Below are 14,971 nucleotides of genomic sequence, written 5' to 3'. Positions count from 1 at the left end.
CTCCATGAGCAATCTGCAAAATACCCTGCCGACCGAATCTGCGCCGGCCGGCGGCCGCGCGCTCGCGCTGCGCGAGTTCTGGGCCAACTTCTCGCGCAATCGCGGTGCGGTCGGCGCCGGCCTCGTCGTGCTCGTGCTGATTCTGGTCGCGCTCCTCGCGCCGCTGATCGCGCCGCACAGCCCGGTCGAGCAATACCGCGACTACGTGAAGATTCCGCCCGCGTGGCTCGCCGGCGGCAACTGGCAGTTCATCCTCGGCACCGACGAAGCCGGGCGCGACATCCTTTCGCGCCTGATGTTCGGCGCGCGCATGTCGTTCTGGATCGGCTTCGTGTCGGTCGTGCTCGCGCTGATCCCCGGCATCGTGCTGGGCCTCGTCGCCGCGTTCTTCCAGAAATGGGCCGACACGCCCGTGATGCGCATCATGGACGTGCTGCTCGCGCTGCCGTCGCTGCTGCTCGCGGTCGCCGTCGTCGCGATCATCGGGCCGGGCCTCACCAACACGATGTTCGCGATCGCGATCGTCGCGCTGCCGGCCTACGTGCGCCTCACGCGCGCGTCGGCGCTCGGCGAGCTGCAGAAGGAGTACGTGACGGCGTCGCGCGTGGCCGGCGCCGGCACGCTGCGCCTGATGTTCTCGCAGGTGCTGCCGAACTGCACGGCGCCGCTGATCGTGCAGGCGACGCTCGGCTTCTCGTCGGCGATCCTCGACGCGGCCGCGCTCGGCTTCCTCGGCCTCGGCGTGCAACCGCCGACCGCCGAGTGGGGCGCGATGCTCGCGTCCGCGCGCGACTACATCGACAACGCATGGTGGATCGTGACGATGCCGGGCCTGTCGATCCTGATTTCGGTGCTCGCGATCAACCTGCTCGGCGACGGGCTGCGCGACGCGCTCGATCCCAAACTGAAACGGATGGCCTAAGATGAAACGAACCCCACGCTTGCTTCGTTCGCTGCCGAGCGGAGTTGGCGCTTCGGCGCTTACTCCGGTCCCATGCACGGCGCCCCCCAAGGGGGCGGTCATCCTCTTTGGGGCGGCCCGGCGGAGGACGACATGAGCAACCCGCTCCTGACCATCCGCAATCTCGCGGTGAATTTCAACGGCCTGCCCGCCGTCGACCGGATCAACCTGTCGATCGCGCCGGGCGAGGTGGTGGGCGTCGTCGGCGAATCGGGCTCGGGCAAGAGCGTGACGATGATGGCGCTGATGGGCCTGATCGACGCGCCCGGCAAGGTGACGGCCGACGAGGTCACGTTCAACGGCGTGGATCTCTTGAGGGCGTCGCCGAAGGCGCGCCGCAAGATCGTCGGCAAGGACATCGCGATGGTGTTCCAGGACGCGCTGACGAGCCTGAACCCGAGCTACACGGTCGGCTACCAGATCAAGGAGGTGCTGAAGCTGCACGAAGGGCTGCGCGGCGACGCGCTGCACCGGCGCGCGCTCGAGCTGCTCGACCAGGTCGGCATTCCCGATGCGAAGAACCGGATCGCGGCGTTCCCGCACCAGATGTCGGGCGGCATGAACCAGCGCGTGATGATCGCGATGGCCGTCGCGTGCAATCCGAAGCTGCTGATCGCCGACGAGCCGACCACCGCGCTCGACGTGACGATCCAGGCGCAGATCATGGATCTGCTCGTGAAGCTGCAGAAGGAGCGCGGGATGGCGCTGGTGCTGATCTCGCACGATCTGGCCGTGGTGTCGGAGGTCGCGCAGCGCGTGGCGGTGATGTACGCGGGCGAGATCATCGAGACCAACCGCGTGCCCGACATCTTCCGCGCGCCGCATCACCCGTACACCGAAGCGCTGCTCGCGGCGATTCCCGAGCACAATCAGGGGGCGCGTCGCCTTGCCGCATTGCCCGGCATGGTGCCGGGCCGCGATGATCGCCCGTCCGGATGCCTGTTCGCGCCGCGCTGCAAGTACGTCGTCGACGATTGCCGCAAGGCGCGCCCGGCGCTCGATCCGCTCGTGGCCGGCAACGATGCGATGCGCGCGCGCTGCATCAAGCCGCTCAATGTTTCCAGCTTCGACCTGACGGGAGGCGCACGATGAATGCTGTCAACGAAACGCGCCGCGCGTCGCCCGACGGGCAGGCCGTGCTGGTCGCCGACCAGCTCGCGAAGCACTACACGGTCAGGCGCGGGATGTTCGGGCAGGGCACCGTGAAGGCGCTGAACGGCGTGTCGTTCACGCTCGAGCGCGGCAAGACGCTCGCGGTGGTCGGCGAGTCGGGCTGCGGAAAATCGACGCTCGCGCGCCAGCTCACGATGATCGAGACGCCCACCTCGGGCAGCCTGATGATCGACGGCAACGACGTGGCCGGCGCCGGCCGCCACACCGTCGCCGACCTGCGCCGCCGCGTGCAGATGGTGTTCCAGAACCCGTTCGCGTCGCTGAATCCGCGCAAGACCGTCGAGCAGACGCTCGCCGAGCCGCTCGAGATCAACGCAAACCTGTCGGCGGCCGAACGCGCAGCGCGCATCGCGCAGATGATGCGCACCGTCGGCCTGCGCCCCGAGCACGCGAAGCGCTATCCGCACATGTTCTCGGGCGGCCAGCGCCAGCGCGTCGCGATCGCGCGCGCGATGATCCTCGAGCCGCGCATCGTCGTCGCCGACGAGCCGGTGTCCGCGCTCGACGTGTCGATCCAGGCGCAGATCCTGAACCTGTTCATGGATCTGCAGGAGCAGTTCAACACGAGCTACGTGTTCATCTCGCACAACTTGTCGGTGGTCGAGCACGTCGCGGACGACGTGATGGTGATGTACTTCGGCAGCGTCGCCGAACTCGGCGACAAGGCGACGATCTACGCGCGGCCGCGTCATCCGTACACGCGTGCGCTGATGTCGGCGACGCCGGCGATCTTCGAGGAAGACCGCCGCGTGCAGATCAAGCTGCAGGGCGAACTGCCGTCGCCGCTCAATCCGCCGTCGGGCTGCGCGTTTCACCAGCGCTGCCCGTATGCGGTCGAGCGCTGCCGTGTCGAGGAACCGCAGCTGCGCGACGTCGACGGACGTCGCGTGGCCTGCCATCGCGCCGAGGAGGTGGGGGAGGCGAATGCCTGACGGGTTGGCGGCGCGCGCGCCTCGCGTGCGCCGGTCGGGAGCCGGCCGCGCGCGCATGCTGCGCGCGTGCCGCAACGCAAGACGCTGGAGCGTGCGCACGGTGACGGGCGCGGCGCTGGCCGGCGCCTGCGTGGCCGCGAGCGTGCTGGTGCCGGCCGCGGCCGCGCGCGCGCAGGAGCGCATGCCGAGCAGTTCGCCGATTCATCGGGCGCAGGCGCCGTCGCCGGGCATGACGCTGCCGGGCTTCCACGCGCCGTCCGTGTCGAGCGGCACGGTCGCGCGCGGTACGGTGCGCGTGCAGCCGGCCCGCATGCCGTTCTACGTCGCGACGCGCGGCAAGGTCACGCTGTACGTGCTCGGCACGCTGCATACGGGCGACCCGTCCGACTACCCGAGCGCGCAGCCGTTCCGGCCCACCATCCTCGCGGCGCTCGCCGCCTCGCCGACGCTCGCGCTCGAGCTGTCGCCGGACGATCTGCTGGAATCGCAGGACGACGTGTCGAAGTACGGCGTCTGCCGCTACCCGTGCCTGCAGCGCCTGCTTCCCGAGCCGTTGTGGCAGCAGCTCGCCGCGCGGCTGCGCGGCAACCCGGCCGCGCTCGCCGAAATCCGCCGGATGCGGCCGTGGCTCGCCGCGCTGGTGGTCGAGACGTACGACTCGTTGTCGGCCGGCCTGCAGACCGAGTACGGCACCGAGGCGCAGCTGCAGAACGTATTTCTGAAGAAGAAGGGCGGCCGCGTGATCGGCCTGGAGACGCTCGCCGAGCAGATGCGCGCGTTCACCGGCCTCACGCTCGCCGAGCAGCGCGAGATGCTCGCGCAGGACATGGTGCAGACGCCCGCGCAGAACGCCGCCGACATCGGCGCGCTGCACCGGCTGTGGCGTATTGGCGACGCCGACGCGATCTCCGCATGGGCGGTCGCGAAGAGCGAGCGGCTCGCACGGTCGAAGGCGCTGTCGGCGTCGATCGACAACAAGATCCTGTACGAGCGCAACCGGCGCTTCGTTGCACGGATGACGGCAATCGCGGCGCCGAACCGGCCGGTGTTCGTCGCGATCGGCGCGCTGCACCTGGGTGGCCAGCGCGGCGTGCTCGAATTGTTGCGCCAGCAGGGGTACCGGGTCGACGCGAACTGAGCGCGCCCGACGCCGCTCGCCGGTCCTCCGCCATTCGATCGGCTGCGCGCTTGCGTGTCGATGCGCGTAAGCGGCCGCGCGAGCCGATAAGGAAAACCCTCGAACCGTCTGGAAATAGCGTTTAAAGCCATTGACATCCGGTTCTGCCAATCTCTATTCTTCACCCCACAAGTTGAAAAAATGCAAAGAATAGAAAAGTTCTACGGGGTAGCAGAAAACAAAGCGCGGGGTTGGCGTAGCCGGCACGTAATCAGCGTGCCGGCCGCGGAGTGTCTGCATGCACGGCGGGGCCAAACATCGTCGTACAGCACATGCATGCGGCAGACTTAGCGGTATAAGCGACGTTCCGTCGTCCGACCGGGGGAAGCAGCAATCGGGCGGCGGCGGACGTTTTTTCATCCGGAGCAGCGTTCCGGTCACCGTCGCAAGGCGGTTTCGGGAGGCGAATCGACAGACGGCGAAGCCGCGGCGATTGCGCCAACAGTGAAGCGCCACGAGGGCGCTTTTTTCTTTGGTGCGGCCGATCGGATGCGGCACGCGATGCGTGCGCGAGGGCGTGCCGCGTTACGCGTCTTCGCCGGCCTGCAGCGCGCCGGGCGCGATCACGTCGATGCCGGCCGTCTCGAGCGCCGCGCGAATCCGCTTCGCGAAGGCGAGCGCATGCGGGCCGTCGCCGTGCAGGCAGACGGTCTGCGCATTGAGCGGCACCCACTCGCCCGTCACCGCGCGCACCTGCCGCTCGCGCACCATGTCGAGCGTGCGCGCGAGCACCGCATCTTCGTCGTCGATCAGCGCGCCGGGCTGGCTGCGCGGAACCAGCGTGCCGTCCGCGCGGTAGCCGCGATCGGCGAACACCTCTTCGATCGCGACGAGGCCCGCATGCCGCGCGGCCGCGACGAACACGCTGTTGGCGAGCCCGAACACCGACAGCGACGGATCGAAATCGTGGATGGCCGACACGACCGCGTCCGCGATCGTCGGATCGCGCGCGGCCTGGTTGTACAGCGCGCCGTGCGGCTTGACGTGCGCGATGCGGCCGCCTTCGGCCTGCGCGATCGCCGACAGCGCGCCCAGCTGGTACAGCACGCCGGCATAGATGTCGCCGGGCGGCAGCTGCATTTCCTTGCGGCCGAAATTCTCCGGATCGTGAAAGCTCGGATGCGCGCCGATCGACACGCCCTTCTGCACGGCCCAGCGCACGCAGTCGCGCATCGCATTGGCGCCGCCTGCATGCCAGCCGCATGCGATGTTCGCCGACGTGACGAGGTCGAGCAGCGCCTCGTCCGATCCGCATCCTTCGCCGAGATCGGCGTTCAGATCGATTTCCATGATGTTCCTCGCCCGCGGGCTGCGCGGGCCGTGTTGCGTACTGCTTGCGCCATTGTCACGCTGCGCGCGATTGCGCGCGGCGACGCGTCTCCTCGCGCATCTCGATCGCGACGTCGATCTGTCTCAGATACGCGCGTTCCGCGTTCAGCGCGGCGCGCGCGGCCTCGGGCGTCGAGCGCACGAAGCGGATCGGCAGGTTGAGCCGCGCCTGCGCGAGTTTCCACAGATCGGCGCGAATCACCGTGCCGATCTTCGGGTAGCCGCCGGTGGTCTGCGCGTCGTGCATCAGCACGATCGGCTGGCCGTTCGGCGGCACCTGGATCGTGCCGGGCAGCACCGCGTGCGACAGCAGCTCGACCGGCCGCTCGCGCACGAGCTCGGCGCCGGCGAGCCGATAGCCCATCCGGTTGCTGTTCGCGGTGACGAGCCATTCCTCGTCCCAGAGCGCCTGCTGCGACTCGGCCGAGAACGACGCGTAATCGGGGCCCGGCAGCACGCGCACGGGCATCGCCCACGGCGCATGCGCGGGACGGTGGCGGCGCGGCGGTTCGTCGACGCGCACGAACGCGCACCACGCCGGCGCCTTCACGCCGAACTCGGGCGCATCGGACGCGAGGCAGCCGGCGCCGGCCGGCGGCACGCCGACCGGCAGCCGGTCGCCGTCGCGCAGCGCGCGGCCGCCGAGGCCGCCGAAGCGCGCCGCGAGATCGGTGCTGCGCGAGCCGAGCACCGGCAGCACGTCGATGCCGCCCGCGATGCACAGGTAGCCGCGCATCCCGCGTTTCGCGGCCGGCAGCACGAGCGTCTGTCCGGCGTCGACCGGCAGGCTCCACCACGAATACACCGGCTTGCCGTCGAGCGTCGCGCCGAACTCGGTGCCGGTGATCGCGATGCGCGTGGCGCGTGTGAAGCGGAAGGCGGCCGGGCCGATCGTGATTTCGACGGCCGCCGCATCGGGACGGTTGCCGACCAGCCGGTTGCCGACTTCGAGCGCGAGGCCGTCGAGCGCGCCGCCTTGCGCGACGCCCAGATGGCGCATCCCGCGGCGGCCGAGATCCTGCACGGTGGACAGCGGGCCGGCGCGCACGACCTCGATCGTGCCGGGGGCGGTTTTCTGGGTCATGTCGCGTCGACTCCGGCAATGGTGAAGTGCACGCGGTCGCCGGGCAGCAGAAGCGTCGGCTGCGGCCGGGCCGGATCGAACAGCACTTGAGACGTACGGCCGATCAACTGCCAGCCGCCCGGCGCCGTGGCCGGATAGATGCCGGTTTGCGCGCCGCCGATGCCGACCGAGCCGGCCGGCACCTCGAGCCGCGGTGCGGCGCGGCGCGGCGTGTGCAGCGCCGGGTCGAGGCCGCCGAGATACGCGAACCCCGGCTGGAATCCTACGAAGAACACGACGTATTCGCCGCCCGCGTGGCGCGCGACCACTTCGTCGGCCGACAGCCCGGTGTGCGCGGCGACGGCCGCCAGATCGGGGCCGGCGGCACCGCCGTACTCGACCGGGATCTCGACGTCGCGGCCCGGCACGGGCGCGACGTCGGCGCTGTCCCACGCGTCGCGCAGCGCCGGGGTGAGCGACTCGGCGGTTGAGGCGAGCGCGTCGAACACGATCGTCAGATTGTTCATGCCCGGCACGACGTCGATCACGTCGGGCCACGCGCGCGCGGCTTCGGCGACGGCCCACACGCGGCGCTGGCAATCGAGCGTGGCGGGCGCCGGCATCTCGCAGACGAGGGCGGCATCGCCGAGTGGATAAATGCGGGGTTGCGTCATCGGACTGGCACGGTTCGGACGGCAATGTTAGCGTACATTCTCAATAAAATATCGAGAATTTCCCAATAAGCGTTTTCGCCTAGCTCTTATACAGAGGCTTCTGTCGTACACTCGGCACACCCTGACATCCTGCTTGCGCCGCCCTTCCATGAAGCGTTCTCCGACCAAGATCGTGTCATCCGAACACCTCGTTTCCGAGTCGAGCGTGGAGCTGTCGGAGCTCGAATACGGGCTCATCATGGCCGGCAACGCGTTCAACCGCTGGATGGTGCGCTGCATGTCGGCCGCCGGCGCGAAGGACATGACGGCCGTCGAGGTGTCGCTGCTGCATCACGTGAGCCACCGTGAGCGCAAGAAGAAGCTCGCCGACATCTGCTTCGTGCTCAATATCGAGGATACGCACGTCGCGACCTATGCGCTGAAAAAACTGATCGCGCGCGGCTATGTGAAAAGCGAGAAGAGCGGCAAGGAAGTGTTCTTCTTCGCGACCGATGCGGGCCGCGCGCTGTGCATGAAGTATCGCGAGGTGCGCGAGCACTGTCTGATCGAGACGCTGAAGGACAGCGGCCTCACCAACGAGCAGATCGGCGACGCCGCGCAACTGCTGCGCAACGCATCGGGCCTGTACGACACCGCCGCGCGCGCGGCCGCCTCGTTGTAAACGATTGCGGCTCGGACGCCGAGCGCGGCGACGCGCGGGATGCCGGCGCGGCGTCGCGCGTCGCGTCATCCGGCGTCCGGGTAGAGCGCGCGGTCGGTGACGATCCAGCCCATCGCCAGATCGTGCGCCTCGGCCGGCAGCGCGTCGACGCGGCACGCGTCGTACGCGATGCCGACCGTCACCGGCAGCGTGTCGCCCGGCCATGCCGCGAGCGTGCGGTCGTAATAGCCGCCGCCGTAGCCGAGCCGGTAGCGCTGCAGATCGAATCCCACACACGGAATCAGCAACAGGTCGGGCACGACCGCGATGCCCGACGCGGGCTCCGGAATCCGGTGATGCCCTTCGCGCATCGGCGTGTGCGCATCCCATGCATGGAACGCGAGCGGCGTGTGCTTCTCGCCGATCACCGGCAGCGCGGCGCGGCGGCCGGGGCCGGCGGCGGCCCACGCGAGCACGGCGTCGCGCGCGTCGAATTCGCCGGGCAGCGGCCAGTAGAAGCCGACCGTGCGCGGCGCGAGCCGTTCGAGCAAGCCGCGCAGCCGGGCCTCGAGCGCGGCGTTCGCGGCCGGCTGCGACGCGGCGTCGCGACGCGCGCCGGACAGCGTTCTGCGCAGTGCAACCTTCGGGTTCGGCACAGGGTTGCATGCTATGCTTTCGCTCACTTCGTGCTCCATTCAAAACGATGTCGAACAGCCTTTTCCGAGTATATCGCGCGGTCGCGCTCACGCTTTCGGCCGCCGCGCTCGTGGCGGGCACGAGCGCGTGCGCCGCACCGGGCGACGACACGCTCGCCGGGGACGATCAGATCTTCGTGCAGTTGCGCGAAGCCGCGCGCCGCAACGATGCCGCGAAGGCCGCGCAGCTCGCGTCGATGATCCCGAACTATCCGGTGCCGTCCTACGTCGAGTATTTCCAGATCAAACCGCAGCTGTTCGATTCGACCGGACGCGCGCGCGTCGATGCGCCGGACGCGCCGGTGCAGTCGTTCCTGCAGCGCTACGACGGCCAGGCGATCGCCGATCGCCTGCGCAACGACTACCTGCTCGTGCTCGGCGCGCGCCACGACTGGCGCGGCTTCGACGATCAGTACAAGCGCTTCGTGCTCGACGACGACACGCAGGTCAAATGCTATGCGCTCGAATCGCGCGCGGCGCGCGGCGAGAACGTCGCCGATGCCGCCCGCGCGCTGCTCGTCGAGCCGAAATACTACGGCGACGCCTGCGTCGACCTGATCACGGCGCTCACCGTCAACCAGCAGTTCACGAGCGACGACGTGTGGCAGCAGGCGCGCCTCGCTTTCGAGCAGAACTACACGACGCTCGGCGGCAAGATCGTCGACGCGCTCGGCCCGCGCCCGGCCGGTTTCGACCAGGCGACGAGCGCGCCGCCGCTGTACCTTGCGCGCGGCGTCGGCGCGGACGCCGCATCGCACCAGCTCGCGCTGATCGCGCTCGGCCGGATGGCGCGCAACGATCCCGATGCGGCCGCCGGAATGCTCACCTCGCTCGCCGGTTCGCTGACGAAGCGGGAGCAGGCGATCGCGTGGGGCGCGATCGGCTACCAGGCCGCCATCAAGCGCTCGGCGCTCGCGTCCGACTGGTATGCGAAATCCGCCAACGCGCCGCTGTCGAACCCCGGCTACGAATGGCGCACGCGCGCCGCGCTGCTGGCCGGCAACTGGCCGATGGTGCGCTGGTCGATCGAGCAGATGCCGCCGTCGCTGCGCAGCGATCCCGCATGGATCTACTGGCACGCGCGCGCGCTGAAGCAAAGCGGCGACACGCTGCAGGCGAACCAGGAATTCGAGCAGGTGGCCGGGCAGTACAACTTCTACGGGCAGCTCGCCGGCGAGGAGCTGGGCCAGCGCACGTCGGTGCCGCCGCGCACGAAGGTGAGCGACGCCGAGATCGACGCGATGAGCAAGATTCCGGGCTTCGCGCTCGCGCAGCGCTTCTACGGCCTGAACCTGCGCCTCGAGGGCAACCGCGAATGGAACTGGCCGCTGCGCGGGATGACCGATCGCCAGCTGCTCGCCGCCGCCGCGTACGGCAAGCGCGTCGAGCTGCTCGACCGCACGGTGAATACGGCCGACCGCACGAAGGCCGAGCACGACTTCACGCTGCGCTATCCGTCGCCGTACCGCGACATCGTCGAGCGCTATGCGCAATCGACCGGGCTCGACGTCGAATGGGCGTACGGGCTGATCCGCCAGGAGTCGCGCTTCATCACGAACGCGCGTTCGTCGGTCGGCGCGGGCGGGCTGATGCAGCTGATGCCGGCCACCGCGCAGCTCGTCGCGAAGAAGCTCGGGATGGGCACGATCACGCGTGCGCAGATGCACGACATCGACACCAACATCCAGCTCGGCACCTGGTATCTGGCCGACATCTACAACAACTTCGACAGCTCGCCGGTGCTGGCGACCGCCGGCTACAACGCCGGGCCGGGACGGCCGCGCCAGTGGCGCCAGGTGCTGACGCGGCCGGTCGAAGGCGCGATCTTCGCCGAGACGATTCCGTTCAACGAGACACGCGAGTACGTGAAGAACGTGCTGTCGAACACCGTCTACTACGCGGCGCTCTTCGAGGGCAAACCGCAGTCGTTGAAGAAGCGCCTGGGCACGATCTCGCCCTGATCCGCAACCTTCGTGCTGCACGCGCGCCGCGCGGCAGCGTGAAGGGGCCGTTCACGCGAATGGCCGGCTCGCGAACGCCCGGTGCACGCCGTTTCGTGCGCGCGCGTGCCACGCGCCACGCACGCCGTCATCGGCGTGAACCGTCCATCGGAGGACCGAACATGGAACGCCAGACCGTCGCGCTGCTGGGCGGCACCGGCTTCATCGGCAGCCGGCTCGTCAATGCGCTGATCGAAGCCGGCAAGCACGTGCGGGTCGCCACGCGGCGGCGCGAGCATGCGCGCCACCTGCAGATGCTGCCGATCGAGATCGTCGAGCTCGACGCGCTCGATGCGCGCACGTTGACCGGCTTCGTCGCCGGCGCGCATGCGGCCGTCAATCTGATCGGCGTGCTGCACGGCGGGCGCGGCTCGCCGTACGGGCCGGGCTTCGAGCGCGCGCACGTCGCCGTGCCGGCCGCGCTCGGCGCCGCGTGCGCGCAGGCCGGCGTGCGGCGTGTGCTGCACATGAGCGCGCTCGGCGCCGATTCGAACGGCCCGAGCATGTACCAGCGCTCGAAGGGCGACGGCGAGGCCGCGCTGCGGGCGGCCGCGGCGTCTGCGGCGGCCGGCCCGCTCGCGCTGACGATCTTCCGCCCGTCGGTCGTCTTCGGCCCCGGCGATGCGTTCCTCAATACGTTCGCGAACTTGCAGCGCACGCTGCCGGTGCTGCCGCTCGCGATGCCGGACGCGCGCTTCCAGCCGGTGTTCGTCGGCGACGTCGTGCGCGCGTTCGTCAACACGCTCGATCTGGCGGCCGCGCATGGCAAGACCTACGAGCTCGGCGGCCCGACGGTGTACACGCTCGAGCAGCTGGTGCGCTATTGCGGCACGCTGGTCGGCCGGCACGCACGCATCGTGCGGCTGCCCGATGCGCTCGCGCAGCTGCAGGCGCGCGTGTTCGAATGTCTGCCGGGCGAGCCGGTCATCACGCGCGACAATCTCGCGTCGATGTCGCAGCCCAACGTGCTGTCCGGGCCGCTCGCGCCGGAACTCGGGCTCACGCCCGCGAGTCTCGAAAGCATCGCGCCCGCGTACCTCGGCGCCGCCGCGCAGCGCTCACGCTTCGACTGGTTCCGCGCGCGCCGCTAGGCGCCGCCGGCCGTCGCTTTCCGTCGTCCAACCTCGCGCTAATCGGAACACCGCCATGAAACTCGTCATTGGAGACAAGAACTACTCGTCGTGGTCGATGCGGCCCTGGCTGCTGCTCGCGCATTTCGGCATCCCGTTCGACGAGATCGCGATCGAACTGCGCCGCGACGACACGGCCGCGCGGATCCGCGAGTATTCGCCGACCGGCAAGGTGCCGTGCCTGATCGACGATCACGGCTTCGCGATCTGGGATTCGCTCGCGATCGCCGAGACGCTCGCCGAGCGCTATCCGCAGTTTCCGATGTGGCCGGCCGATCCGCTCGATCGCGCGCACGCGCGCTGCATTTCGGCGGAGATGCACGCCGGTTTCACCGCGTTGCGCACGGAAATGGTGATGAACGTGCGCGCGTCGGCGCCCGGCCGCGGCGCGACGCCCGACGCGCTCGCCGACGTCGCGCGCATCGACACGCTGTGGGGCGCCTGCCTGGCGGCATCGGGCGGCCCGTTCCTGTTCGGCGAATTCGGGATTGCCGATGCGATGTATGCGCCCGTCGTGATGCGCTTCAACACCTATGCGCCGGAGCTGTCGCCGGAGGCGGCCGGGTATGCCGCGCGCGTGACGGCGCTGCCGGCGGTGCAGCGCTGGATCGAAGGCGCGCGGCGCGAAACCAACGTGATCGCCGAGTACGAATCGACGCCATGAACATTTACGCAGTAGGCGGAGCGATCCGCGACGCATTGCTCGGCGTGCCGGTGCAGGACCGCGACTACGTGGTGGTGGGCGCGACGCCCGAGCAGATGGCCGCGCAGGGCTTCCGGCCGGTCGGCAAGGATTTCCCGGTGTTCCTGCATCCGGACACGCAGGAGGAGTACGCGCTCGCGCGCACCGAGCGCAAGACGGCCGCGGGCTATCACGGCTTCCAGTTCTATTACGCGCCGGACGTGACGCTCGACGAGGACCTCGCGCGGCGCGACCTGACGATCAACGCGATGGCGCGCGAATTGAGCCCGGACGGCACGCTGATCGGGCCGGTGATCGACCCGTTCGACGGGCAGGCCGATCTGCGCGCGCGGGTGTTCCGGCACGTGAGCGACGCGTTCGTCGAGGATCCGGTGCGGATTCTGCGGATCGCGCGCTTCGCCGCGCGCTTCGCGGATTTCACGGTGGCCGACGAGACGCTCGCGCTGATGCGGCGCATGGTCGACGCGGGCGAAGCGGACGCGCTGGTGCCCGAGCGCGTATGGCAGGAAATCGCGCGCGGGCTGATGGAGGCGACGCCGTCGCGGATGTTCGACGTGCTGCGCGAATGCGGCGCGCTCGCGCGCGTGCTGCCCGAGGTCGATGCGCTGTGGGGCGTGCCGCAGCGCGCCGATTACCACCCGGAAGTCGACACGGGCGTGCACGTGATGATGGTCGTCGACTACGCGGCGAAGCAGGGCTATTCGCTGCCGGTGCGCTTCGCGGCGCTCACGCACGATCTCGGCAAGGCGACGACGCCGGCCGACGTGCTGCCGCGCCACGTCGGCCACGAAGGCCGCAGCGTCGAGCTGATCAAGCCGTTGTGCGAGCGGCTGCGGGTGCCGAACGAATGCCGCGACCTCGCGCTGGTGGTCGCGCGCGAGCACTGCAACCTGCATCGCGTGATGGAGATGGGCGCGGCCGCGCTGGTGCGGCTGTTCGAGCGCAGCGACGCGCTGCGCAAGCCGGCGCGCTTCGCCGAGATGCTGCAGGCGTGCGAATCGGATGCGCGCGGCCGCCTCGGGCTCGACACGCAGCCGTATCCGCAGGCCGAGCGGCTGCGCGTGGCGCTGGTCGCGGCGCGCAGCGTCGATGCCGGCGCGATCGCGCGCGGTATCGGCAACGATGCGATGCAGATCAAGGACGCCGTGCATCGCGCACGGATCGACGCGGTCAAGCAGGCGCTGGCGATCGCGGAATAGGCGAGGGGCGGGTGGTGGGGTGGGGGCCGCGTGGCTTGTCGCGGCGGGGATCGCGGCCGGGCCGATTACGGCGCGGCCGATTACGCCCGGATGAGCGCGGCGCGGCTTGTTGAGGCCCGGCCCGTCTGGGTCATGCGTGTGTTGGCCCGACGGATCACGACCCGGCGCATCCTGGCCCAACGAATTTCGACCCGTTGAATCCCAGCCCGCCCAATCCCGGCCCGGCCAATCGTGGCCCGGTTAATCGCGGCCCGGCCAATCGCGGCCCATCCAGTCACGGCCGGCTTGTCGCGTCTCGTCAATCCCAGCCCGGCCGATTCACTGCTTCGTCCGCGCGCGTGCCGCGGCAACCCGGCCCTTGCCCGCGGCCGCGCGTGGTTTCCCGCCGGCCGGCTGTGTCGAGCCGCGCGTCGGCGTGGCAGCGGCTGAGGCGGCCGGCTCGTCGTCGGCCCGCACGCCATTCGACACCGATTCGCGCCGGCTCACGCGCGGTTCGCCGGGCGTCGCGCCGGCCTCGCGCGCGAGCAGCCTGATCTTCATGGCCGCCGAGCCCAATTCCGCACCGTCGTCGAACAGCGGCAGCGTGCCGACCGCGATCAGCTCGGCCGGCCCGTCGCCGACATTGGCGACGCGATGGCGCTTCCTCGCATCGAAATGCAGCGAATCGCCGGCCGACAGCGGGTAATCGCGCTTGCCGATCGTGTAGCACACGCGGCCGGCGAGCACGTACACGAACTCGTCGCCGCCGTGCGCGACCCACTCCGACCGGTAGCCCTCCATCATCCGCACCTTCAGCGCATTGATCTGGCTGCCGTCGAAGGTCGTCGACAGCCGCTCGTACCACTGCGACGCCGCGTCGAGCGCATAAGGCTCGCGGCGGCCCGCGTGCGAATCGGGCTGCGCCTGGCGCGGCTGGTCGATCAGCGTGCCGAGCGGCACCTTCAGCGCGTTCGCGACGTTGACCAGCGACGACAGCGAGATGCCGGTCAGATTACGCTCGACCTGCGACAGGAAGCCGACCGACAGGTGCGCTTCGGTCGCGACTTCCAGCAGCGTCTTCTTCGCTTCCCGGCGCAGGCGCCGAATGCGCTGGCCGATACGCATGATGTCTGAATCCATGAATCTCTTTCGTGGCAACTCGTGGCAACGAACCGGAAAGCGCGCAACACGCGGCGGCCGCGCCCCAGCATGCCGAGCATCGCCCGCGGCACGGCCGTCGGGCGGCGATGCCGGCGCATTGTACCCGTGGCACCGTGACGCCGCCCGTAGCCGTCGGTGGTCGCCGAGCGGGCCGC

14 protein-coding genes are annotated in these 14,971 nt (G+C 69.8%); 9 read left to right on the top strand and 5 right to left on the bottom strand.

Features of this window, described 5'->3' with window-relative positions; all coding sequences use genetic code 11:
- The first annotated feature begins 4 nt into the window (after nt 1-4).
- The 4 genes from MYA_RS13605 to MYA_RS13590 all read left to right on the top strand — a co-directional run bounded on the left by MYA_RS13605 (nt 5) and on the right by MYA_RS13590 (nt 4,204).
- On the top strand, nt 5-922 hold the full coding sequence (locus MYA_RS13605; RefSeq protein WP_011886281.1) for an ABC transporter permease subunit: 918 nt from the start codon (nt 5-7) through the stop codon (nt 920-922).
- A 132-nt stretch (nt 923-1,054) separates the two neighbouring features.
- Nucleotides 1,055-2,053, top strand: a complete 999-nt coding sequence (locus MYA_RS13600; RefSeq protein WP_014723825.1) for an ABC transporter ATP-binding protein — start codon at nt 1,055-1,057, stop codon at nt 2,051-2,053.
- Nucleotides 2,050-3,066: a peptide ABC transporter ATP-binding protein gene (locus MYA_RS13595; protein ID WP_011886279.1), complete on the top strand. Its 1,017-nt coding sequence runs from the start codon at nt 2,050-2,052 to the stop codon at nt 3,064-3,066. Before MYA_RS13600 ends, MYA_RS13595 begins: the two co-directional genes overlap by 4 nt.
- The gene (locus tag MYA_RS13590) at nt 3,059-4,204 is read left to right on the top strand and encodes a TraB/GumN family protein (protein WP_041493913.1); all 1,146 of its coding nucleotides are present in this window, start codon (nt 3,059-3,061) and stop codon (nt 4,202-4,204) included. Before MYA_RS13595 ends, MYA_RS13590 begins: the two co-directional genes overlap by 8 nt.
- 564 nt (nt 4,205-4,768) lie before the next feature.
- Here MYA_RS13590 and pxpA read toward each other — a convergent pair.
- The 3 genes from pxpA to pxpB are packed head-to-tail and all read right to left on the bottom strand — an operon-like array spanning nt 4,769 to nt 7,309.
- Nucleotides 4,769-5,533, bottom strand: a complete 765-nt coding sequence (gene pxpA / locus MYA_RS13585; protein ID WP_011886277.1) for a 5-oxoprolinase subunit PxpA — start codon at nt 5,531-5,533, stop codon at nt 4,769-4,771.
- Nucleotides 5,534-5,588: 55 nt separating this feature from the next.
- Entirely contained in the window at nt 5,589-6,656 is a 1,068-nt protein-coding gene (locus MYA_RS13580; protein WP_014723823.1) for a biotin-dependent carboxyltransferase family protein, read from the bottom strand.
- Nucleotides 6,653-7,309 carry a 5-oxoprolinase subunit PxpB gene (pxpB, locus tag MYA_RS13575; protein WP_014723822.1) on the bottom strand — a complete coding sequence of 219 codons (657 nt, stop codon included), beginning with the start codon at nt 7,307-7,309 and terminating at the stop codon, nt 6,653-6,655. Before pxpB ends, MYA_RS13580 begins: the two co-directional genes overlap by 4 nt.
- Before the next feature lie 148 nt (nt 7,310-7,457).
- Here pxpB and MYA_RS13570 point away from each other — a divergent pair, with 148 nt between their 5' ends.
- Complete coding sequence (locus MYA_RS13570) at nt 7,458-7,970, top strand: winged helix DNA-binding protein (protein ID WP_014723821.1); 513 nt, start codon at nt 7,458-7,460, stop codon at nt 7,968-7,970.
- Nucleotides 7,971-8,035: 65 nt separating this feature from the next.
- Here MYA_RS13570 and MYA_RS13565 read toward each other — a convergent pair whose 3' ends face one another.
- Nucleotides 8,036-8,644 (bottom strand): 5-formyltetrahydrofolate cyclo-ligase, encoded by a 609-nt coding sequence (locus MYA_RS13565; protein WP_046423598.1) that lies wholly within the window; start codon nt 8,642-8,644, stop codon nt 8,036-8,038.
- Between the two features lie 8 nt (nt 8,645-8,652).
- Here MYA_RS13565 and MYA_RS13560 point away from each other — a divergent pair, with 8 nt between their 5' ends.
- From MYA_RS13560 to MYA_RS13545, 4 genes are all read left to right on the top strand, one after another.
- A complete protein-coding gene (locus MYA_RS13560; RefSeq protein ID WP_041493912.1) occupies nt 8,653-10,605 on the top strand; it encodes a lytic transglycosylase domain-containing protein in 1,953 nt (650 codons plus the stop codon).
- A gap of 161 nt (nt 10,606-10,766) precedes the next feature.
- Complete coding sequence (locus tag MYA_RS13555; RefSeq protein ID WP_041493911.1) at nt 10,767-11,735, top strand: complex I NDUFA9 subunit family protein; 969 nt, start codon at nt 10,767-10,769, stop codon at nt 11,733-11,735.
- Between the two features lie 55 nt (nt 11,736-11,790).
- Complete coding sequence (locus MYA_RS13550) at nt 11,791-12,438, top strand: glutathione S-transferase family protein (RefSeq protein ID WP_011886270.1); 648 nt, start codon at nt 11,791-11,793, stop codon at nt 12,436-12,438.
- A complete protein-coding gene (locus MYA_RS13545; RefSeq protein WP_014723818.1) occupies nt 12,435-13,676 on the top strand; it encodes a multifunctional CCA addition/repair protein in 1,242 nt (413 codons plus the stop codon). Before MYA_RS13550 ends, MYA_RS13545 begins: the two co-directional genes overlap by 4 nt.
- 318 nt (nt 13,677-13,994) lie before the next feature.
- On the opposite strand, the gene MYA_RS13540 is transcribed toward MYA_RS13545, so the two are convergent.
- Nucleotides 13,995-14,795, bottom strand: coding sequence for a helix-turn-helix domain-containing protein (locus MYA_RS13540; RefSeq protein WP_014723817.1), 801 nt, complete (start codon nt 14,793-14,795; stop codon nt 13,995-13,997).
- Between the last annotated feature and the right edge of the window lie 176 nt (nt 14,796-14,971).

Source organism: Burkholderia sp. KJ006, from assembly GCF_000262695.1.
In the GTDB taxonomy this organism is placed as follows: Bacteria; Pseudomonadota; Gammaproteobacteria; order Burkholderiales; family Burkholderiaceae; genus Burkholderia; species Burkholderia vietnamiensis.
This window is presented reverse-complemented; position numbering and strand designations above follow the sequence as displayed.

What these genes read in the sequence shown, in the direction of transcription:
- MYA_RS13605 (WP_011886281.1), top strand. Translation starts at nt 5, where the DNA reads ATGAGCAATCTGCAAAATACCCTGCCGACCGAATCTGCGCCGGCCGGC.
- MYA_RS13600 (WP_014723825.1), top strand. Translation starts at nt 1,055, where the DNA reads ATGAGCAACCCGCTCCTGACCATCCGCAATCTCGCGGTGAATTTCAAC.
- MYA_RS13595 (WP_011886279.1), top strand. Translation starts at nt 2,050, where the DNA reads ATGAATGCTGTCAACGAAACGCGCCGCGCGTCGCCCGACGGGCAGGCC.
- MYA_RS13590 (WP_041493913.1), top strand. Translation starts at nt 3,059, where the DNA reads ATGCCTGACGGGTTGGCGGCGCGCGCGCCTCGCGTGCGCCGGTCGGGA.
- pxpA (WP_011886277.1), bottom strand. Translation starts at nt 5,533, where the DNA reads ATGGAAATCGATCTGAACGCCGATCTCGGCGAAGGATGCGGATCGGAC.
- MYA_RS13580 (WP_014723823.1), bottom strand. Translation starts at nt 6,656, where the DNA reads ATGACCCAGAAAACCGCCCCCGGCACGATCGAGGTCGTGCGCGCCGGC.
- pxpB (WP_014723822.1), bottom strand. Translation starts at nt 7,309, where the DNA reads ATGACGCAACCCCGCATTTATCCACTCGGCGATGCCGCCCTCGTCTGC.
- MYA_RS13570 (WP_014723821.1), top strand. Translation starts at nt 7,458, where the DNA reads ATGAAGCGTTCTCCGACCAAGATCGTGTCATCCGAACACCTCGTTTCC.
- MYA_RS13565 (WP_046423598.1), bottom strand. Translation starts at nt 8,644, where the DNA reads ATGGAGCACGAAGTGAGCGAAAGCATAGCATGCAACCCTGTGCCGAAC.
- MYA_RS13560 (WP_041493912.1), top strand. Translation starts at nt 8,653, where the DNA reads ATGTCGAACAGCCTTTTCCGAGTATATCGCGCGGTCGCGCTCACGCTT.
- MYA_RS13555 (WP_041493911.1), top strand. Translation starts at nt 10,767, where the DNA reads ATGGAACGCCAGACCGTCGCGCTGCTGGGCGGCACCGGCTTCATCGGC.
- MYA_RS13550 (WP_011886270.1), top strand. Translation starts at nt 11,791, where the DNA reads ATGAAACTCGTCATTGGAGACAAGAACTACTCGTCGTGGTCGATGCGG.
- MYA_RS13545 (WP_014723818.1), top strand. Translation starts at nt 12,435, where the DNA reads ATGAACATTTACGCAGTAGGCGGAGCGATCCGCGACGCATTGCTCGGC.
- MYA_RS13540 (WP_014723817.1), bottom strand. Translation starts at nt 14,795, where the DNA reads ATGGATTCAGACATCATGCGTATCGGCCAGCGCATTCGGCGCCTGCGC.